The following is a 21,113-nucleotide window of genomic DNA, read 5'->3' on the forward strand; positions in this document are numbered from 1 at the left end:
TAGAGGAATGTGTTTTGGTTAAGTCCGTGTTCGATCCCACCCAGATGCCGGTCGAAGGCCTTGCGGGCGAGGCCGCGCTGGCGCCTGCCCAGCTGAGCGTGGAAGCCGTACGCGCCCGCTTTGCGCGCACGCTGCCCTGGGATCCGGAAGCCTCGGATGAAGCCCTGGCCGCACCCGCCCTGCGCCTGCGCCGCGCCGCCGTCCTGGTGCCGCTGGTCGAACGACCCGATGGCCTGCACGTGCTGCTGACGAAGCGCACCGATCACTTATCGAGCCATGCCGGCCAGATCAGCTTCCCAGGCGGCCGCGCCGAAGAGCTGGACTCCTCGCCGATCGAAACCGCCCTGCGCGAGGCGGAGGAAGAGATCGGCCTGCACCGTCGCCACGTCGAGATCATCGGCGTGCTGCCGGAACACGTCACCATCAGCGCCTACCGCGTCACGCCGGTGGTGGCCATCGTCACCCCGCCGTTCGCGCTGAGCGCCGATCCGGGCGAGGTGGCCGAGATCTTCGAAGTCCCCCTGAGCTTCCTGATGTCCGGCGCCAACCACGAGCGCCGCTCGGTAATGCTGCCGGAGGGGCAGGGCAGGCGCACGTTTTATGCGATGCCTTACCAGGATTACTTCATCTGGGGGGCGACGGCGGCCATGCTGCGCAACCTGTACCACTTCCTGCGGGCGTGAAGCTATCGCCCTCGGGCTAGGGTGACCACGAACGACCTTGGTTAATCAGAGAACGGGCAAGGGCGGTGGCGGATCTGCTCAAAATGGTGGATTTTGCAGAATACGCTGTATCGAATTCGGCCGCGTTCACAGTCCTGCATTCTGCAGACAGCGTCAGTGAGTTCCGGACCGAGCTGGTCATAAAATGCGCGATCGGAGGCGAGCAGGCTTTCGTTTGCCTTGACTGTTCGCTCATCAATTTCTTGCTGACTGATCGGCCGCGACCCTGGGATCCACTTAAGAGCGGAGACCGCGTTTGGGCCGTCTTTGGCCAGACATAACCATAGCTCTAAAGCCTGCGCTGCAGAGACGTTCGCCATGTGGCCGATTATTTCGCATTCTTCATTCTCGAAGTAGGCGAAATGGTCTTCGTCTAAGCGAATACTCCATCCTGAACTATTGTGCGTCAGCCATGTATCCGGATGTTCCTCATCCTTGACGTCGAGTTCCGCAATGAGTTCGCGCATACGCTCCACAGGCGGAATATCTTCGCTTCCACCCCAACGTGATTCGACGAAATAGCTCATTGCTTGCCTTTATGAGTGTTCACTTGGCACCGCCAGTCTTTGAAGGCATCGACGTCTGGTTTGTCAGAACACGATAAGGATGAGTGTAACAAGTATGTTGTGAACACAGCAAGATGCGGTATATACCCACGCTGCTAACCGAAACTTTCCTCCACCTCGTCATTTGATTCCGGCAGGCTTCTCCGCTATCGTAGCGGGCAGCACAGTATTGCCAGAACAAAAAAGGATTCCTGAATGACATTTTTCTCCATCCTCGTCGCGCTGATCATCGAGCAGCTCAAGCCGCTGCGCGCCGACAACCAGGTCTACGCTGGCATCAAGGGATTCGCGATGCGCATCGAAGGCTGGTTCAATGCGGGCGAGCAGAAGAATGGCCGCATGGGCTGGATCCTGATGATGCTGGCGCTGATCCTCCCGACCTGGCTGGTGTACTGGGTCCTGATCCATTACAACTGGTTGCTGCTGGCCTTTGCCTGGAACGTCCTGATCGTCTACCTGACCCTGGGTTTCCGCCACTACAGCCACTATTTCACCTCGATCCAGCTGGCCCTGAACCAGGGCGACGAAGCCGGCGCGCGCCAGCTGCTGGCCGAATGGACCCGCAGCGACACGGTCGGCATGGACGCCACCGAGATCTGCCGCGTGGCCGTCGAAAAATCCCTGATCACCACCCACCGCAACGTATTCGGCGTATTCTTCTGGTTCCTGATGCCGCTCGGGCCGGCGGGTGCCGTGCTGTACCGCGTGTCCGAATACCTGGCGCGCGCCTGGAACGAACCCGACCACATGCGCAACGAAGCCTTCGGCTTGTTCGCCGCCAAGGCCTTTTACTGGATCGACTGGATCCCGGTGCGCCTGACGGCGGTGGCCTTTGCCGTGGTCGGCAACTTCGAGGACGCCATCTATGCCTGGCGTAATTTCGCCCGGCGCTGGGCCGACGAATCGAAGGGCATCATCCTGGCTGCGGGCGGCGGGGCGATGGGCGTGCGCCTGGGTACGCCCAACGAGAACGCGCCGCAGCTGCTGCCGGCGGATGCGGCCACGGTCGACCTGGGCGACAGCGAGGCCGACGTTTTGCCGGGCGAGGAACCGAACCTGCGCGCGCTGCAGAGCACGGTAGGGCTGGTGTGGCGGGCGCTGATCCTGTGGATGATCCTGCTGCTCCTGCTGTCGAGCGTGGTGTGGCTTGGATGACGACGGCCCGGCCGAATTCGCGCGCCGGGTCTCGTCCGCCAGTCTTCTATAAGATATAATACTGAGCTGAGGTTGTTCATCCACGCAGTATTCTTGTTTCAGCAAGCAGCACTATGGCCGACTTACCCCAGACCACGGAGAAGAAACTCAAGGACGAGTTTTTTATCCTGGGCATCACGAGCAACGGCAGGCAGTTCCGTCCCAGCGACTGGGCCGAGCGCCTGTGCGGGGTCATGTCGTGCTTCGCACCCGGCGTCGCCGGTCGTAACTCCCACCTGCAATTCTCCCCCTGGGTCCACCCGACCTTGGTCAACGGCGTGAAAGCCGTGGTGGTCAGCCGCGAGTTGCAGAAGGTCGAGCCGCTGGCTTACCACTTCGTGCTGAACTTCGCCAAGGACAACGACCTGCAGGTGGCCGACGCCTGTTTCGTGCCGCCGCCGGACGAGAAGAAGCCGGCTGCATAAGACCTTTCGGATTCGGGAACTGGCGCTATGATGAAAGTCGTAGCGCCAGTTTTGTTTTGGGGTGGGGAGGACCACACCATGCACATCCGCGACATCTGTACCAGCGAAGCCGCCCACTGCACCCGTGACGAAACCGTGCAGGGCGCGGCCCTCATGATGCGCCGCCTGCACGTGGGCGACGTCATCGTCGTCGACCAGTTCGACGGCGCCAGGGTCCCGGTCGGCATCCTGACCGACCGCGACATCGTGGTCTCGGTCATCGCCCCCGGCCTGGACCCGGCCAGCCTGCAGGTTGGCGACATCATGACCGACGACCTGCTCACCGCGCGCGAGACCGACGATGTCTACGAGACCATCGAGCGCATGCGCCTGCGCGGCATCCGCCGCGTGCCCGTGATCGACAATAACGGCAGCCTGGCCGGCATCGTCAGCGCCGACGACCTGCTCGAATTCCTGGCCGAAGAGATGGGAGAACTCTCCCGTATTAGTCCATATCAACAAGCGCACGAACGCCGCGCCCGCCAATAGCAGATCGCTCTGTTACCATCCTGCATTGTTCAAGAACATGCAGGACGGAATTGTCCTGCCAACATGACAGGACACCATGAACCGCATGACGATCAAGCGTGGCATCGCCGCGCCCCTGGTGGCGGGCAGCCTCTGCTTCGTGATGGCTGGCGCCGCCTGGGCGGCGCCGCAGCCGAAAAGCGCGCCTCTGCCCAAGGGCGTAAGCCTGGGCCCGTCGGCCGAGGGCATTACGGAATACCGCCTGGCCAACGGCCTGAAGGTGCTGCTGTTCCCGGACGCCTCGCGCCCGACCGTGACGGTGAACGTCACCTACCTGGTCGGCTCGCGCCACGAGAACTACGGCGAGACCGGCATGGCCCACCTGCTCGAGCACCTGCTGTTCAAGGGCACCAAAAAGAATCCGGACATCACCGGCCAGTTCGCGCGCCGCGGCATGGATTTCAACGGCACCACCTCGCTCGACCGCACCAACTACTACGAAGTGTTCCAGGCCTCCCCGGATAACCTGAACTGGGCGCTGCAGATGGAAGCGGACCGCATGGTGAACTCTCCGGTGGCGCAGAAGGACCTCGCTTCCGAGATGACCGTGGTGCGCAACGAGTTCGAGAGCGGCGAGAATTCGCCGGCCCAGGTGCTGTTCAAGCGCATGCAGAGCATCGCCTACGACTGGCACAGCTACGGCCGCTCGACCATCGGCAACCGCAGCGACATCGAGAACGTCAAGATCGCCAACCTGCAGGCCTTTTATCGCACCTATTACCAGCCCGACAACGCGGTGCTGCTGGTAGCCGGCAAGTTCGAGCCGAATGCGACCCTGGCCACGATCAGCCGCCTGTTCGGCGCGATCCCGAAGCCGACCCGCACGCTGCCGCAGTTCTGGACCGTCGAGCCGACCCAGGACGGCGAGCGCAGCTTCGCCGTGCGGCGCCAGGGCGACATCCAGATCGTCGCGGCCGGCTACAAGATCCCGTCCGACCTGCAGGCCGATTCGGAATCCCTCGGCTTCGCCTCCGAGATCCTGGGCGACGCGCCCAACGGCCGCCTGCACAAGCTGCTGGTCGAAACCGGCAAGGCCAGCCAGGTCTTCAGCTTCGGCCAGACCGGCTACGCCCCCGGCCTGCAGTTCTACGGCGCCGTCGTGAAGAAGGGCGAGCCGATCGAGCCGGTGCGCGAAGCGCTGACCGAGGCGGTCGAGGGTCTGGCCAAGCAGCCGCCCACGGTAGAGGAGATGGAGCGCGTGCGCCGTTCCTGGCTCAACAGCCTGGAACGCAGCATCAACGACGCCCAGGGCTTCGGCGTCGCCCTGTCCGAGGCGATCGCGCTGGGCGACTGGCGCCTGTACTTCCTGGGCCGCGAGCGCATCAAGAACGTCAAGGCGGAGGAGGTGGCTGCCAGCGCCGGCCGCTACTTCGTGCGCAGCAACCGCGTCACCGGCAGCTTCCTGCCCGAGGACGCGCCGGTGCGCGCCGTGATCCCGGCCGCGCCGCCGGTCGAAACCGTGATGAAGGACTACAAGCCGTCCGCCTCCAGCCTGGTGTCGGAAGACTTCGACCCCAGCCAGGCCAACATCATGAAGCGCACCACGCTTACGACCGCAGGCGGCGTGAAGCTGGCGCTGCTCCCCAAGAAGAACCGGGGCGAGACCGTGACCGTGCGCCTGAGCCAGCACATGGGCGATGAGAAGAACCTGTTCGGCAAGAGCATGATCTCGGGGATGACGTCGGCGATGCTGATGCGCGGGACCAGCAAGTACAGCCGCGCCCAGCTGGCCGACGCATTCGACAAGCTCAAGATGACGGGCAGCCCGAACGGCTTCCAGACCACGCGCGAGAACCTGGTCGAGGCGCTCAAGCTGGCCGCCCACGTCTTGAAGGAACCGGCCTTCCCGGCGAGCGAATTCGAGCAGATGCGCAAGCAGATGCTGGTCGGCCTGGAAGCCAGCCGCGCCGAGCCGCAGGCGGTGGCGGCGCGTGCGCTGTCGACCCACTTCAACCAGTATCCGCGCGGCGACATCCGCCATGCCAACACGCTGGAAGAGGACATCGAAGACGTGAAAGCGGTGCATCTGGAAGACCTGCCGGCCTTCCACCGCGAGTTCTACAATGCCAACCCGGCCGAGATGGCCATCGTCGGCGACTTCGACCCGAAAGAGATCGTGCCGCTGGTCGACACGCTGTTCGGCAATTGGAAGGCGCCCGCCAACGTGGCGCCGGTGCTGCGCCGCCATGCCGAGGTCGCGCCCCTGGCGAAGACCCTGGACACGCCGGACAAGGAAAACGGCTTCTACATGGCGAACATGAACCTCGACCTGAATATCGAGGACGCCGATTATCCGGCGCTGATGCTGGCCAACTACATCTTCGGGGAGGGGGGCCTGAAGTCGCGCCTGATGGACCGCATCCGCCAGAAGGAAGGCCTGTCCTATGGCGGCGGCTCCGACCTGGCGGCGGGTGATCTCGACCGCGCCGGCGGCTTTTCGATCAGCGCCATCGCCGCGCCGCAGAATCTGCGCAAGCTGGACGCCGCCGTGCGCGACGAACTGGGGCGCGCGGTGAAGAGCGGCTTCACGGCGCAAGAGCTGGCGGACGCCAAGTCCGGCCTGATGCAGCAGCGCCAGCAGACCCGCGCCACCGACGCAGCCCTGGCCTCGGGCTGGACCGCCTACCTGTACCGCGGCCGTACGTTCGAGTGGTCGGCCGAGTTCGAGCGCAAGCTGATGGCAGTCACGCTGCCCCAGCTGAATGCGGCCTTCCGCAAGGCGATCGATCCGGCCAAGCTGTCGGTCGTCATGGCGGGCGATCTGGGCAAGGCAGGAAAATAGCCGACTGCACCTAGAAGCAACAGTCTACGAACCGTTTGTGACAAGGGCCACGATGCTGCGTTAAAATGTTTCCCTTGGGAAGCATTAGTTGCGAAGCATCAGGAGCATCATGAAAGGCATATCAAAAGCGCAAGCCCCGAACGAGGCCCCGTTCGCCGGCAAGGTAGCCATTGTGACCGGCGCCGCCAGCGGCATCGGCCGCGCGACGGCGCTGGCATTCGGGCGCGCGGGCGCGCACGTGGTGGTGGCCGACACCGCCATCGACGGCGGCCATGCGACGGCGGCGATGATCGTCGAATCGGGCGGCAAGGCGCTGTTCGTGCGCAGCGACATCACCAAGTCGAACGAGGTCGAAGCGCTGGTCGAGAAGACCATCAACTACTATGGCCGCCTCGACATCGCGGTGAACAACGCCGCGATCGACGAAGAGTGCGCACCGCTGGCCGAGGGCGACGAAGAGCAGTTCGAGCGCATCATGGGCGCCAACGTCAAGGGCGTGTGGCTGTGCATGAAGTACCAGCTGCGCCACATGCTCAAGCAGGGCAGCGGCGCGATCGTCAACGTGGCCTCGGTCTCGGGCCTGGTGGGGGCGCCGAACCGCGCCATCTATGCAGCCAGCAAGCACGCCGTGGTCGGCCTGACCCGCAGCGCCGCAGCCGAGTACGCGCGCGAAGGCATCCGCATCAACGCCCTGTGCCCGGCAGCCGTCAAGACGCCAATGCTGACGCGCGCGGTCGAGCGCGATCCGTCCAGCGAAAAGAAGCTCAAGGCTTCGCATCCGATGGGGCGCTTTGCCGAAACGGTGGAAGTGGCCAATGCGGCGCTGTGGCTGGCGTCGGAGCAGGCGTCGTATGTGAATGGGCACGAGCTGGTCGTGGATGGCGGCTTTACCGCTGTCTAATCGTGCGTAGGGTGGGCGGCTTTGCCGCCCACGCGGTCAACGGACGCCGGAGCTTTCGCGACGATTCGAGCACCAACCATCACCGCGTGGGCGGGAGACCGTAATCTGGTCCACTGGACCAGATTACCCCTACGATGCGTTTAACTCCGCCACGAAGTCGTACATATCGCCCCTGAAGTAAGACCGGCAAAACTCCACCGCCCGCCCATCCCGGGCAAACCCCAGCCTTTCCACGCACAGCCCCGCATCGCCTTCGCGCGTCTGCAGCAGCCGTGCCTGTTCGCTATTCAACAGCAGCGCCGACAACCGCTGCAGGGCCCGCACCGGGCGGTTGCCGGTCGAGCCCAATGCTTCGTACATCGAATCGCCCACGGCATCGAGCGAGCCGAGGGCGAACGCGGCGATGGTGGCGTATTCGAGGCACATCGGCACCTCGTCGGCATAGCGGATGCGGTTGAAGCGGTACACCGGCGTGCCGGGCGACAGGCGCAGGCGCAGTGCTTCCTCGGGCGTCACCAGGCCTTCCGAACGCTTGAGCCACTCGTTGCGGGGAACACGGCCGCGCGCCCGCATGTCTTCGGAAAACGAGGTGAGCTTGGCGAAGTTCTTTTCGATGCGGGTGTTGATGAAGTTGCCTGCGCCGGCGCGGCGCACCAGCAGGCCTTCCTCGACCAGCGCGTCGATCGCCTTCCTCACCGTGATGCGCGAGATGCCGAGTTCCTGGGCCAGCTGGCGCTCCGCCGGCAGGGCCGAGGCCGAACCCCAGGCGCCTTGGTCGATGGCGCGCCGCAGCGCGTGCTGCAGCTGCTGGTAGAGGGGTAGCTTGCCGCCGCCGGCGGCCGATTGCATCAGTTCCGAGAGTGCGTTCATGCGCGCATTTTACGCGCTACTTCGGACGCGGGTCCCGCAGCCGGTGCTGCGACACGGCCACGCGGCCGGCGCGGATCTCGCGCACCGCTTCGGCCACCGCGCGCGCCACGTTGCGCACCTCTTCCTGCACCGCCGTGTCGCGGTCGAAGGTGGCGTGGCTGTCGGCATACGATTCGTAGTAGCCGATGTAGCGGTCGAGCTGGGCGAAGCTGCCGGCGTCGACGAAGTCCATCCACGCGAACCAGTCGGCCAGCGAGCGGCGCGTGCCCTCGATGCCGGCGACGTCGCCGTGCACCACCAGGCCGTAGGCACGGCCGGCCAGGTGCTTGGGGTAGTCCCAGCCCTGCAGTTCGAGGGCCTTGGCCTGTTCCGCCTTCTTGCCGTGGGTGGAGGAGGGGTCGGGGTTGCCGCCGTCGGCGCACACCAGGCGGTCGATCATGAGCTTGAGCACGGCGGGCGCCTGGTACCAGTAGACCGGCGTGACGATGATGACGCCGTGCGCCAGCACCCAGCGCTCGTAGATCTCGTTCATCCAGTCGTTGACCTGGCGCTCGGCATGGTTCGGGTAGCAGCTGCACGGCCAGTGACACAGCGGCATGGCGGTCGAGACGCAGCCCTTGCAGGGGTGGATGTGGCGGTCGTAGTCGGAATTGAGCAGGCTGAGGTCGAGCACGTCGACCTCGAAACCTTCAGCGGCCAGGATCTCGCGCGCCAGCTCCGTCATGCGCCAGCTCTTCGAGACCTCGCCGGGGCAGGTGCCGTCGTTGCGCGCCGAGCCGTTGATCAGGAGGATGCGGTTGCGCGAATCCGGGTCTTTCTGGTGGCGCTCGGCCGCCAGCAGGCGCTCGTGCGCTTCCTTCCATTCGACCGACAGGTCGTAGCCCGGGTCGGCAAAGCCGGGACCGGCCTTGACGGTGCGCGGCGCCTTGCGGCCCTCGTGGTACGCCTCCCAGGCGACCTGCTCGATGGCCTCGAGCTCGCGTTCGAGCGGCTCGTAAGCGGGGTCCTGGAAGGCCTTGCGAAAGCGGAGGTGGAATTCGTTGCGCCCCAGCTTGGCTGGAGCCTGTCCTTTGCGTACTTCAGGTACCTGTGTCATGCCGCCTCCGTGAATTGCCGAAATTATCGAGCCGCCACGGCGGTACCGATGTTCGCACGCGCACATAAATCCAAGAAAGTCTGGACAAAGCAGGGACGAAAAAAAACCGGACCAAGGTCCGGTTTTTTCGAAGTGCGCCAGCTTACTGGGCAGCGACCGCGTTGCCGCCCTGCTGCTGCAGCAGCAGGACCCAGTACTTGGCCAGGTCGGCCGCGCCGCCCTTGCCGTTGATGCCCTGGAAGGTCTGGATCGCTTCGGCCTTCTTGCCGGCGCGGGCTTGTGCCATGCCGAGGCGCAGCTTGGCTTCGTCCGGGGCTTTCAGGCCGCCCTTGGCGATACCCTGCTGGATGAAGCCGATGCCCTTGTCGGCCTGGCCCATGGTGGCGTAGGCCCAGCCCAGGTTGACGAGGCCGGCGCCGGTCTTGGCTTTCTGGGCGTTCGCTTCGCCGGCGGCGATGGTCTTGACGTCGTCCGCGGCCTGCTTGGTCGCCTTGGTGCGCAGGGCGTTGTGGGTCTTGGCATCGCTGCCCTTGCCCAGCACGCCGGCGGCAAAGCCGGCATCCAGCACGTCCTTGGCTTCGGCCGGGAAGCCGTCGCGCAGGGCCACTTCGGCCAGGTAGGTGTAGTGCTCAGGCGGCACGGCTTCCTTCTTCACGGCGGCCATTTCCAGGCGCAGCATGGTGGTGCCGTAGGTCGGCTCGTCGAAGCCCGGCTTGCGGGTCACTCCGCGGCTCAGCAGGTCCAGCCAGAAGTCGTCGGTCGGGTAGTACTGCACCAGGTTCTCGAGCGCGAACAGGTAGGTGGCGCTGTCCTTGGCCTTGTTGGCTTCCTGGCCCAGCAGGCGCAGGTCGTTCTCGGACGGCTTCTGGCCCGCCTGCTTGGCAGTGTTGATGTTGTTCATCAACATGTCCTTGGCGCCGGCGAAGTTGCCGCTGTTGACCTGTGCACGCGACAGCGCGCCGCGCACCTTGGCCGGGTCGCCGCCTTCCTTCTCGAAGCGGGTGTACCACTCGATCGCCTTGGGGTAGTTCTTCGAGTTGTAGTTGGCGTCGCCCAGGGCCTGGTAGTAGTTCAGCTGGTCGGCCTTTTCCAGGCGGCCCGAGTTCAGCACCGCTTCCATGGTCGGGATCGCGATGGCGTTGTTCTCGGTCGCCAGGGCCCACGACAGCTTCATGCGGTTGATGACGTAGTCTTCGTACGGGGTACGGTTCGGCATGGCTTCGGCCTGGGTGATGCGGGTCTGCACCTCGGTGTAGTTCTTCGCATCCATCAGGGCCTTGATGGCAGCCGGGTCGAGCAACTTGAACATGTCGGGACGGACGGTGTCCTTCGCCGCTGCCTGTGCGGCAGCAGCCGCATCGCTCTTCTGCTGTGCGTGGGCGCTGGACACCAGTGCCGGGGCGGAAACGCCGATCGCGGCGAGCATCAGGCAGAGGCGGGCAAGACGGAATTGGGCCATGGATAATCCTTCTATCAAGTCGATAATGTGAGTAATAAACTCTGGGACATGCATACTCGTCAATATAGCGAGAATGCTATCCCGGACAAAGTGTGCATTGTCCCATAAAAGTGCCATTTTCAGGCCCGGCAATTGTGACGTACCGTGCGCTACTTTGCGCGCGCCGTTACATAGCGTTACCTGATGTATTCGGGAAAGAAAAAGGGGGCATCGCCCCCTTTGTGTTTCAGCGCGCGGCGCGCTCGCCGAAGCCCGGCACCGGGCAGTGGCCGGGGGCCTCGATCTCGCCCGCCAGCCAGGCGACCACCGCATCCACGGCCGGCGCCGCGAAGCCATAGGTCAGCAGGGCAGGGGCGTCGAAGTCGAGCGCCTGGTAGGGGTTCCACAGCGCCACGTGCAGGTCCGGACGCCAGGTGGCGCGCGCATGCGGGCCGTAGCGGCGGCGCGAGGTCGAGGCCAGGATCGTGAAGCAGCCGTCCTGCGGCAGCGCATTCCAGTCGAAGTTCTCGGCGTCGGCAAAGGTCACCAGGTCGACCTCGTACAGGCGGCCCAGCGCGGCTGCCACGCTTGCCGCCGGCACGCCGGCTTCGGACACGCCGTCGCTCACCACGTCGGCGCGCGCCACCAGGCGAAGCTTGCTGCCCCTGGCAGGACGCTGCGGCTGGCCGAGCGCGGTGAGCCCCGCGCGCCAGGCGCGCGCCATCAGGGCGCGGTCGTCGGGCTCGGCCAGATACGCCACCGGCCCTGCCGGGTGCGCGTCCGCCAGCTTCGCCAGGCGCGCCAGGCGCGCTTCGACCTCAAGCAGCGGCAGCACGCCGTCGCGAATCGCCTGGGCGATCGCGTGCACTGTCTCGACCTGGGTCTCGCGCGCACCGATCGCCATCACCATGTCGGCGCCCGCCACAAGGGCGTTCACCGCCGCTTCGCCCGCGCCGTAACGGTGCGCGATCGCGTGCATGTCCATGCCGTCGGTGATGATCACGCCCTCGTAGCTGAAGCGCTCGCGCAGGATGCCGGTCAGGATCGGGCGCGACATCGTGGCCGGGAATTGCGGATCCAGCGCCGGATACACGATGTGGGCGGTCATCACGGCCGAGGCCTTGGGAGCCGCGATGCGGAAGGGGGCGAACTCGAAGCGCTCCAGTTCCTCGAGCGGCTTGTCCACAGTCGGTAGGTCGCGGTGCGAATCGACGTGGGTGTCGCCGTGGCCGGGGAAGTGCTTGACGCAGCAGGCCACGCCTTCGCTTTCCGAACCTTCCATCCAGGCCATGGCGATGCGAGTCGCGGTCTCGGGATCGGCGCCGAAGGAGCGCTCGGCGATCACCGGGTTGTGCGGGTTGTTGTTCAGGTCCAGCACCGGCGCGAAGTTCCAGTTGAAGCCGAGTGCGCGCACCGCACGCGCCACCGCGGCGCCGACCTCGCGCGCCAGGCCCGGGTCGTTGGCGGCGCCCAGCGCCATGCCGCTCGGCGGCGCCGGCACCCAGGTTGAGCGCACCACAGCGCCGCCTTCCTGGTCGAGGGCGATCAGGGCCTGCGGCCCCATCGCTTCGCGCAGGGCGCCGGTCAGGCGCGTCAGCTGGCTTGCGTCCACCATGTTCTGGCGGAACAGGCAGGCGCCGCGCACCTTGTACTGGCGCAGGAAGGCGTCGGTCTCGGCATCGAGTTCGGTGCCGAACAGCCGCACCATGATCAGCTGGCCGGCGAGAGCGAGGTAGTCGGTCATGGTCAATTGGTCTTGGTGACTTTGCTCAGGTGGCGCGGCTTGTCCGGATCGAGCCCGCGCGCTTCCGACAGGCGCGCCGCCATCATGTAGAAGGCCTGGACCGCGGCGATCGGGTCGAGGTCGGGGGTGGCGGCGGTCGGCAGCAGCAGGTCGCGGCTGGCGACGTCCTCGGGGGCAGCCAGCAGCACGCGCGCGCCGCGGCCGCGCATTTCCTCGGCCAGCGCCACCAGGCCTGCCTGGGCCGGACCACGGGTCGCGAAGATCAGCAGCGGATAACCTTCCTCGATCAGCGCCATCGGGCCGTGCTTGATCTCGGCGCCCGAGAAGGCTTCGGCCTGCAGGGCCGAGGTTTCCTTGAACTTCAGCGCCGACTCCAGCGCCACCGGGAAGCTGATGCCGCGGCCGACCACCATGATGTTGCGGGCCGGGGCCAGCACCTCGAGCGCCGGCGACCAGTCCACTTGCGCGGCCGCGCGCAGGGCGTCGGGCAGGGCGGCAATGCCGTCCTTCAGTTCCGGATCGTTCTGCCATTCGGCCACCAGGCGCGCGCCGGCGACCATGCTGGCGATGAAGCTCTTGGTGGCGGCCACGCTCTGCTCCTTGCCGGCGTGCAGGGGCATGGTCCATTCGGCGGCCTGGGCCAGCGGCGAAGCCGCGTCGTTCACCAGTGCGACAGTCGTGGCGCCGCCGTCGCGGAAGTACTTGATCGGTTCCACCACGTCCGGGCTCTGGCCCGACTGCGAGATCGACACCGCCAGGGTGTCGCGCGTCACCAGGGGCGATTTGTACAGCGTGATCAGGGACATCGGCAGCGAGGTCACGAGGCGCCCCATGCGCGCCATGATCAGGTAGGCCAGGTAATTCGAGGCGTGGTCGGAGCTGCCGCGCGCGACCGTCACCGCGCTGTGGAAGTTGGTCGAACGCAGGGCGCGGCCCAGGTCCGCGTAGCGTTCGGCATCCTGCGCCAGCTGCTGCGCCACGCAGTCCCCTGCGGACAGGGCTTCCTGGTACATGAGGGACGTTGGGGTGGGGGCGGTCACTGCGCTTCTCCTTCGATATAAACGGTTTTGATGTTCAGCTCGCGGTCGAGGACCACGAAGTCGGCGTGGCACCCCGGCGCCAGGCGGCCGCGCTGGGCTTCGCCGAGGTAGTCGGCGGCATTCAGGGACACGCGGCGGCTGGCCTCCGCGAGGGGCAGGCCGATCTTGACCAGGTTGCGCAGCGCCTGGTCCATGGTGAGCGTGCTGCCGGCCAGGGTGCCGTCGGCCAGGCGCACGCCGCCCATGCATTTATGAACGGTCTGGCGGCCCAGCATGTATTCGCCGTCCGGCATGCCGGCGGCGGCAGTCGAATCGGTCACGCAGAACAGCTTCGGGATGCAGCGCAGCGCGGTCTTGATCGCGCCCGGATGCACGTGCAGCAGGTCGGGAATGATCTCGGCGTATTCGGCGTGCGCCAGCGCGGCGCCGACCATGCCGGGATCGCGGTGGTGCAGGCCGGGCATGGCGTTGAACAGGTGGGTGAAGCCCGCCGCGCCATGTTCGAGCGCCTGCACGCCGACTTCGTAGGAGCCGTTGGTGTGGCCGATCTGCACGCGGATGCCGGCGTCGGCGATCGCGCGCACCAGCTCCATGTGGCCGTCGATCTCCGGCGCCACCGTGATCAGGCGCATCGGCGCCATCGCATGGAAGCGCATCACCTCGTCGAGCGTGGCTTCGCGCGCAAACGGCGGCTGGGCGCCCAGCTTGCCCGAGTTGATGTAGGGGCCTTCCAGGTGCACGCCCAGGATCCGCGCTTCGCCCTTGCCGCGCGCCTTGCATGCGGCGCCGATGGCGCCCAGGGCCCGGTCGATGTCGTCCACCGGCGCGGTCATGGTGGTGGCCAGCAGGGAGGTGGTGCCATGCTTGGCGTGCAGGGCGGCGATCACGTGCGGGGCGTCGCCGCCTTCCATCATGTCGCGGCCCGCACCGCCGTGCACGTGCACGTCGATGAAGCCGGGCAGGATGTAGTCGTCGCCGTTGGCCGAGGGGTCGACTTCGTGGCCCTCGACGGATTCGATGAAGGCGCCGTGGCGCAGTTCGCCGTGGATCCAGCCGCCCGGAGTAAGAATGTTGCCCTTCATTGTGCTGCTCCTTCCAGTTGGCGGGCGATCATGCGCAGCGCGCCGGCGGCGGAATCGCCTTGTGCGGGTACGCAGCGCGCCAGCGTATCGGCCGGCAGCCAGGCGCGCAGGGCCTCGCCCAGGCCGCCGCACAGGGCCAGCGGCAGGGTGTGGCGGCGGTCGAGCGCGTCCGCAATGCTGGCCACTTCGCGTCCGGCGTGTTCGAGGATGGCGCGCGCCACCGGATCGGTGTCGCCATGCGCGACCACGAAGCGCGCCAGGCCGGCGTAGGCGGTCTGGTTGGCGCGCCCTAACCAGACCTGCACCGCATCGCGCGAGCCGCCGCAGAATGCGATGACTTCGCGTGCAAAGGCGCGGCCTTCGACGCGGCCGTCCAGCACCTGTTCGATATGGTTCAGTGCGCGCAGGCCCATCCAGGCGCCGCTCGCTTCGTCTCCGGCCGGGAAGCCCCAGCCGCCGACTTCCACCTTGGTGCCGTCTGCCAGCATGGCTTCGCCGACGCTGCCGGTGCCGATCGCGACGATGGCGCCGGGGCGGCCAGCGTGGGCGCCCATCAGGGTGGTGAAGCCGTCGGTGTCGAGGGCGAGGGCGGCATAGCCGGGATTGGTAGCGACGAACTGGGCCGCCCATTCCTTGTTGTGCACGCCCGCGAGGCCAAGGCCGATGGCGCAGGACTGCATGGGAATGGTGTCGATGCCGAGGGAAGCGAATGCTTCGGCGACGACGCCGTTGATGGTAGTCCAGGCATTGTCGATGCCGCGTGACAGGGCCGAGGGGCCACCGCTTGCCTGCGCGATTTCAGTGCCGTCGGGACGAGCCAGGCGCACGCGGGTACCGGTGCCGCCGCCGTCGACGCCGATGAGATAGTCGGTCATGGTGTGAATGTTGAGCCGGGAGGTCAGCGCACTATAGGCAGGCGCCGAGGCGGTGTCAACAGGTATTTAACTGGTATGCAAATTTCCTGTGCGCGGCGCGCTGAAAATGCCTACAAAATTTGCGTAAGTCTTTGAATTTGAAAATATTTTTATTGGTATGAAAACTGGTATTGTCGAGCGAGGGAAAAATGGCTGGTATTGCTTCTGGCAGAGGTGGCCTCCTTCTCCTTGTCATTGACGCTCCAGCTCTTGGCGAATTTATATTAATCTGTTCCGTTACAAGAAGATCGATGGAGAACCGTTGAAGACAATTATCCCGGCAATGCTCGCCGCAGCGCTACTCGCGACCCCTTGCCAGGCCGCGGCACAAGCGGCCGCCGATGCGAAACCAGGCGCACGCTGGTCGCGCGCGGCTGACGCCTCCGTGGCCCGCCAGGAAATCTACCCGGTCGTCCTCGGCGACAGGATCATCGTGGCAGGCGGCGTGCTCTCGCAGCCACCCGGCTTCACCGACCACGTCGAAGCCTTCGACGTGACAGCCGGCCGCTGGACTACGCTCGCCTCGCTGCCCGAAGGCCGCCATCACATCGCCCTGGCCGAGGCCGGTGGCAAGATCTATGGCATCGGCGGTTTCTCCGGCGCGATCCCCGACTGGCGCGCCCATGCGACGGTGTTCGTCTACGACCCGCGGGCAAACCGCTGGACCGCCGGTCCATCCTTGCCGCAGCCGCGGGCCGAAGGCGTGGTCGCGACGGTCAAGGGAAAGATCTACTTCATCGGCGGCCGGGTGCCGAGCAGCCCGGACGCGATGCACATCAATGCCCACGCAGATACCGCGAGAAGCGAGGCGCTGGACCTCAGTTCCGGCCGCTGGGAGCGCATCGCGGACGCCCCCACCGCGCGCAACAGCGCGGCCGCGGCCGTCATCGACGGCAGGATCTACGTGGTCGGTGGCCGCCAGATGGTGGAGCAGGCCGATGGCAGGCGGCGCCCGGTCAACCTGGCGACGCTGGAGGTCTACGATCCCGCCACCAATCGCTGGGAAACGAAGGCGCCGATGCCCCAGGCGCAGGGCGGCTTGGCCGCTGTCGCTGTCGACGGCAAGCTGATTGCATTCGGCGGAGAGCAGTTCGTGCCAAGCACCAAGGTGTTCGCGGAGGCCTGGATCTACGATCCGAAGGCGGACCGCTGGTCGCCGCTGCCCGACATGCCGCTGCCGCGCCACGGCCATGGCGCAGTGGTCGTCGGCAAGCGCATCTATGCCATCGGCGGCGGCGAAAAGGTGGGCGTCGGCGCCAGCCGGGTGCTGCAGGTACTCGAGCTCCCGGCCAACTAGCTTCTTACGGCGCGTTGTGGCGGCTGCCGTTGCGGTCGACCAGTAGCAGCGCCGCCTGGCGCTCGCCGCGCGAGGCCTTGCGGCGCTCATTCTCGCCATGGACGTTGACCGCCGCGCTGGCCGGGCCGGTGACGGCGATGTCGGCGCGGCCGGCCGTCAGGCGGCGGCCGTCGAGTCCGCCGGAACCGCTGAGCCGCGCCTTGACCAGCTCGACGCTGCCGCCGATGTGGGCGGCGCCCGGGCCGGTGATCTTGAGCAGCAGGCGCTTGCCTTCGATGCGCGCGTCCAGGCCGCCGGAGCCGTGCAGCTCGGCGTCCAGGGTGTCGGACACCTTGGCCAGCTCGATGCCGCCCGGGCCGCTGGCCTTGACGGCCGCCCGCCTGACTGTCAGGCCGCCGGCCTCCAGGTCGCCCGAACCGCTGATGTCGGCCGTCAGTTCGCCGATGCTGCCGTCCAGTTTGGCGCTGCCGGGGCCGCTCAGGCGGACGATGGCGCTGGCCGCCTGCAGGCCGCTAACCTGCAGCTCGCCCGATCCTTCTACGACCGCGTCGAACTTCTTGATGTTGCCGGACACGCAGGCGCTGCCCGGGCCCTGCTGGACCGTGGTCGCCGCCTCGACAGCCAGGCCGCAGGCTTCGAAGTCGCCCGATCCGCTGGCTTCAAGGCGCAGCTCGCGCGCGCTGCCCGCCAGTTTCATGCCGCCGGGGCCGCTCATGCGCGCAGTCAGGCGCGCCAGGCGCAGGCCGTCGGCTTCGAGGTCTCCGGGACCGCTGAGGGTGGCCGCCAGCTCGTTGCCGACGCCGGACAGGCGCACGTCGCCCGGCCCCGACATGTCGAGGTCGACATTGGCCGACTTCACGCGGTGCAGGTCGACGTCGCCGCTGCCGCTGGCGCGCAGCGTCAGCTCGCGTACCGCGCCGGACGCCTGCAGGTCGCCCGGGCCGTCGACGCTGAGGCTGAAGCGGTCGCCGGAGAGCTGCAGCAGTTCGACGTCGCCGCTGCCGTTCATCCTGAGGCTCTTGAGCTGGCCGGCGGTGATGCTGATGGTGGGCGTCTCGCGCTTGCCCCAGCTGAAGTGAAAACCGTTGCGCTGCACCGGGCGCACCACCAGGGTGTCGCCACGCACGGAGGTCTCGATCTCGTCGAGCTCCTTGCGCTCGCCCCGCAGTTCGAGCGCCTGGCGGCCCTGGGCGCGCACGACCACCTTGTACGGGCCCGACAGCTCGATGGCGCTGAAGGGCTGGACGCTGCGCTGCTGCGCCACCGGGGCGGCCGGCGACTCGGCACGGCTGGCCTGGGCGGCGAGGAAACCGGCCGAGATGGCGGCGGCAAGGAGGACGGGCTTGAGGACGGTTTTCATGTTCTTGTCGTCGATCGAAACAGGGGAGCCTGAACATTAAGGCAAGCCGCCGGCGGCCGCATGCGAAAACCGACGGACGCGCAAAATCGGGGACCAGAATGCATATCGAACGGATGAGCCGTGCCGTCGGCCTCGTCGTTCCCAGCGGAAGCCTGTTGGCATGGGCCGCCATTTTGGCATAGGCTTTTTCGTCCCGACATTGACTCGCATCGACAGCTGATGAGTTACAACGCCCCGCCGCAGGCTGTGGCCGAGATCGACGACCTGGTTGTGACACACGAACTGGCCACCCGGCCGGCTCGCGTGCCCGATCATGCCGCCGAAAACCGGGCCCTCGCCGCGCTGGCGCAGGACCTGGCGCAGAAGCCGGACCGGATGCCCGAACGGCTGGAGGAAGTGCTGCGCGCGCTGTGCGGCGTCGAGGCATGCGGCGTCGGCCTGCCGGCGGAAACGGACGGCGGCTTCGACTGGCACGCGGCGGGGGCGGACGGCGTCGTGCTGCTGCGCCGGCCGGCACGCGTGTTCCCCTTCCTGGAGGGCGCCGCGGCGCCGGCCGAACTGCTGCTGGCCACCTGCAGGTGCGAGGATGGCGGCATTGGCGTCATCTGGGTCGCCAGCCGCGGCGACGAACGCCGCCTCGACGCCGAGGATGCGCGTCTGCTGCGCAGCCTGGCGCCGTTTGCCGCCGCCGCCCAGCGCCTGGCGGGTTCGCATGGCCATGCGGGCCAGGCGCGGCGCGAGATGGAACGCGACTTTGTCCGCCGCACCGACGAATTGCAGGCCACCCAGGCGCGCCTGGCCGACGAGGCGGCCCAGCGCCTGGCCGCCGAGCGCGAGCTGCGCGAAAGCCATGCGATCCTGGAGGCGGCCATGCACACCGAAGCGGTCGGCCTGGCCTTCTATGCGCTCGACGGCAGCATCATCGACTGCAACAGCGCGCTCGAACGGATGAGCGGCTACGGCCGCGAGGAACTGCGCAGCGCGGTGCGCTGGAGCGATCTGGCCACGCCCGAGTTCACCGACACCACGCTGCGCGCGCTGGCCGAACTGCGCAGCGGCGGCCGCACGGCCCCGTACATCAAGCAGCTCGCACGCAAGGACGGCAGCCGCTGGTGGGCCATGGTGGCGCCGACCTGCCTGCCCGGCGAAGGCGATGAGCGCAAGTGCATCGCCTTTGTCATCGACATCACCGAAACGCGCCGCGCCGAAGTGGCGCTGCAGGCCAGCGAAGAACGCTTCCAGGCCCTGATGAAAGGCCTGGCCCAGGCCACTTGGGAAACCGATGCCGACGGCGCGGTGCGCACCGATTCGCCCGGCTGGCGCCGGATGACGGGCCAGAGCGTGGAAGAATCGGCGGGCCTGGGCTGGGTCAACGCGGTGCATCCCGACGATCGCCATTTCGTCATGCGCCATTGGCACGAAGCCGTGGCCCAGGGCTCGCCCGTCAACGCCGAATTCCGGGTGCGCCAGGCCGGCGGCGGCTGGCGCTGGACCAATGCGCGCGCCGCGCCGCTGCGCAATCCCGACGGCAGCATTGCGCGCTGGATCGGCATGAACATCGACGTCGATGCGCGCCGCCAGGCCGAGGCCGCCCTGCGCGAAAGCGACGGCCGCTTCCGGGTGCTGGCCGAAGCCTCGCCGGCCCTGATCTTCCAGCTCGACGAGCAGGGCCAGGTGAGCTACGCCAACCGGCGCAGCCTGGAAGTGGTCGGCATGCGCGCCGGGACCGGGCCGGCCGACGGCTGGGGCTCGCTGCTGCATCCGGACGACGGCCCGCGCTACATCGAGCGCGTGCGGACGGCGATCGCGGAACGCGCACCCTTCCAGCAGCGGGTGCGGGCGCGCGCCGCAGACGGCGGCTGGCACTGGTTCGAAAGCCATGGCGCGCCCCTGTTCGGGGCCGGCAACGCCTACCGCGGCCACGTCGGCATCTCGATCGACGTCACCGAAGCGGTGCAGGCGGAAGAGGCGCTGCGCAACGCCGACCGCCGCAAGGACGAGTTCCTGGCGACCCTGGCGCACGAGCTGCGCAACCCGCTGGCGCCGATCAGCAACGCGGTGCACCTGCTGCGCCGGCCGGACGGGCGCCGCACCGCCGACCGCATGGTCGAGATGGTGGGGCGTCAGGTGCGCCAGATGGTGCGCCTGGTGGACGACCTGATGGACGTCTCGCGCATCACCCAGGGCAAGCTGGAGCTGCGCCGCGAACCGCTGTCGCTGGCCGAGATCCTGTCGATGGCCGTCGAGACCAGCATGCCGGCGATCGAGGCCGGGCGGCATGAACTGACGGTGTCGCTGCCGGAAGAGACCCTGGTGCTGGAAGCGGACAAGGTCAGGCTGACCCAGGTCTTCGGCAACATGCTCAACAACGCCGCCAAGTACACCGACCGCGGTGGCCATATCTGGGCGAGCGCATGGCGCGAGGACGACAAGGTAGTGGTCTCGGTGCGCGACAGCGGCATCGGCATCCCGGCGGCCAAGCTGCCGCACGTGTTCGAGATGTTCTCGCAGGCCCACCGCGACAGCGTGCGCGGCCAGGCCGGGCTGGGCATCGGACTGACCATGGTGCGCAGCCTGGTCGAACTGCATGGCGGCAGCGTCGAGGCGCGCAGCGAAGGGCCGGGGCAGGGCAGCGAATTCCTGGTGCGCCTGCCGCTGGCGCCGGTGGCGGCGCCCGTCGCCCACGACGGCCTTGATGAGGGCGCGGCGCCGCTCGAGGGCCGGCGCGTGCTGGTGGTCGACGACAACGGCGACGCGGCCGAGTCGCTGGCCCTGCTGCTGCAGGCCGCCGGGGCCGAGGTGCGCACCGCGCGCGATGGGCCGGCCGGGCTGGAGGCGGTGCGCCAGATGACGCCGCATGCGGTGCTGCTCGACCTCGGCATGCCGGGCATGGACGGCTTCGAGGTGGCGCGCCGCCTGCGCGCCGATCCGGGCAATGCCGCGCTGGTGCTGGTGGCCCTCACCGGCTGGGGCCAGGCCGAGGACCGGCGCCGCACCCAGGCCAGCGGCTTCGATCATCACCTCACCAAGCCGGTGGATGTCGACCTGCTGCTGGATATCCTGGGGCGTATCCGGGCGTAGGGTGGGCGGGTTCCCCGCCCACGCGGTGACAGTT

The 21,113-nt window shown here is 67.2% G+C and carries 17 protein-coding genes; 8 read left to right on the forward strand and 9 right to left on the reverse strand.

Annotated features, from left to right (window positions below):
• Window positions 1-44: 44 nt before the first annotated feature.
• Window positions 45-683 (forward strand): CoA pyrophosphatase, encoded by a 639-nt coding sequence (locus tag LK542_RS02535; protein ID WP_227810809.1) that lies wholly within the window; start codon window positions 45-47, stop codon window positions 681-683.
• Between the two features lie 41 nt (window positions 684-724).
• On the opposite strand, the gene LK542_RS02540 is transcribed toward LK542_RS02535, so the two are convergent.
• Entirely contained in the window at window positions 725-1,249 is a 525-nt protein-coding gene (locus LK542_RS02540; protein ID WP_227810679.1) for a hypothetical protein, read from the reverse strand.
• A gap of 234 nt (window positions 1,250-1,483) precedes the next feature.
• Between LK542_RS02540 and LK542_RS02545 the strand changes: the two genes are divergently transcribed.
• From LK542_RS02545 to LK542_RS02565, 5 genes are all read left to right on the forward strand, one after another.
• Window positions 1,484-2,443 (forward strand): CobD/CbiB family protein, encoded by a 960-nt coding sequence (locus tag LK542_RS02545; protein ID WP_227810680.1) that lies wholly within the window; start codon window positions 1,484-1,486, stop codon window positions 2,441-2,443.
• Window positions 2,444-2,556: 113 nt separating this feature from the next.
• Entirely contained in the window at window positions 2,557-2,907 is a 351-nt protein-coding gene (locus tag LK542_RS02550) for a DUF3579 domain-containing protein (RefSeq protein WP_227810681.1), read from the forward strand.
• Window positions 2,908-2,985: 78 nt separating this feature from the next.
• Complete coding sequence (locus LK542_RS02555) at window positions 2,986-3,435, forward strand: CBS domain-containing protein (RefSeq protein WP_227810682.1); 450 nt, start codon at window positions 2,986-2,988, stop codon at window positions 3,433-3,435.
• Window positions 3,436-3,511: 76 nt separating this feature from the next.
• Entirely contained in the window at window positions 3,512-6,256 is a 2,745-nt protein-coding gene (locus LK542_RS02560; protein WP_374040109.1) for a M16 family metallopeptidase, read from the forward strand.
• 109 nt (window positions 6,257-6,365) lie between these two features.
• Window positions 6,366-7,157, forward strand: coding sequence for an SDR family oxidoreductase (locus LK542_RS02565; RefSeq protein WP_227810683.1), 792 nt, complete (start codon window positions 6,366-6,368; stop codon window positions 7,155-7,157).
• Between the two features lie 129 nt (window positions 7,158-7,286).
• Here the strand turns inward: LK542_RS02565 and LK542_RS02570 are convergent, their stop codons facing one another.
• The 7 genes from LK542_RS02570 to LK542_RS02600 all read right to left on the reverse strand — a co-directional run bounded on the left by LK542_RS02570 (window position 7,287) and on the right by LK542_RS02600 (window position 15,302).
• Window positions 7,287-8,027: a GntR family transcriptional regulator gene (locus LK542_RS02570; RefSeq protein ID WP_227810684.1), complete on the reverse strand. Its 741-nt coding sequence runs from the start codon at window positions 8,025-8,027 to the stop codon at window positions 7,287-7,289.
• Window positions 8,028-8,043: 16 nt separating this feature from the next.
• Complete coding sequence (locus LK542_RS02575; RefSeq protein ID WP_227810685.1) at window positions 8,044-9,123, reverse strand: flavodoxin family protein; 1,080 nt, start codon at window positions 9,121-9,123, stop codon at window positions 8,044-8,046.
• 142 nt (window positions 9,124-9,265) lie between these two features.
• Complete coding sequence (locus tag LK542_RS02580; RefSeq protein WP_227800413.1) at window positions 9,266-10,582, reverse strand: hypothetical protein; 1,317 nt, start codon at window positions 10,580-10,582, stop codon at window positions 9,266-9,268.
• 226 nt (window positions 10,583-10,808) lie between these two features.
• Window positions 10,809-12,305: a beta-N-acetylhexosaminidase gene (gene nagZ / locus LK542_RS02585; RefSeq protein WP_227810686.1), complete on the reverse strand. Its 1,497-nt coding sequence runs from the start codon at window positions 12,303-12,305 to the stop codon at window positions 10,809-10,811.
• Between the two features lie 2 nt (window positions 12,306-12,307).
• Complete coding sequence (locus LK542_RS02590) at window positions 12,308-13,318, reverse strand: SIS domain-containing protein (protein WP_227810811.1); 1,011 nt, start codon at window positions 13,316-13,318, stop codon at window positions 12,308-12,310.
• A gap of 23 nt (window positions 13,319-13,341) precedes the next feature.
• A complete protein-coding gene (nagA, locus tag LK542_RS02595) occupies window positions 13,342-14,427 on the reverse strand; it encodes an N-acetylglucosamine-6-phosphate deacetylase (RefSeq protein ID WP_227810687.1) in 1,086 nt (361 codons plus the stop codon).
• A complete protein-coding gene (locus tag LK542_RS02600; protein WP_227810688.1) occupies window positions 14,424-15,302 on the reverse strand; it encodes a BadF/BadG/BcrA/BcrD ATPase family protein in 879 nt (292 codons plus the stop codon). The genes nagA and LK542_RS02600 overlap by 4 nt, the downstream gene beginning before the upstream one ends.
• 301 nt (window positions 15,303-15,603) lie before the next feature.
• Between LK542_RS02600 and LK542_RS02605 the strand changes: the two genes are divergently transcribed.
• Complete coding sequence (locus tag LK542_RS02605; protein WP_227810689.1) at window positions 15,604-16,638, forward strand: kelch repeat-containing protein; 1,035 nt, start codon at window positions 15,604-15,606, stop codon at window positions 16,636-16,638.
• 4 nt (window positions 16,639-16,642) lie between these two features.
• Here the strand turns inward: LK542_RS02605 and LK542_RS02610 are convergent, their stop codons facing one another.
• Entirely contained in the window at window positions 16,643-17,998 is a 1,356-nt protein-coding gene (locus LK542_RS02610; protein WP_227810690.1) for a GIN domain-containing protein, read from the reverse strand.
• A 219-nt stretch (window positions 17,999-18,217) separates the two neighbouring features.
• Between LK542_RS02610 and LK542_RS02615 the strand changes: the two genes are divergently transcribed.
• The gene (locus LK542_RS02615) at window positions 18,218-21,079 is read left to right on the forward strand and encodes a PAS domain S-box protein (protein ID WP_227810691.1); all 2,862 of its coding nucleotides are present in this window, start codon (window positions 18,218-18,220) and stop codon (window positions 21,077-21,079) included.
• Window positions 21,080-21,113 lie beyond the last annotated feature (34 nt).

Source organism: Massilia sp. IC2-477 (assembly GCF_020707265.1).
Lineage (GTDB): Bacteria > Pseudomonadota > Gammaproteobacteria > Burkholderiales > Burkholderiaceae_D > Telluria.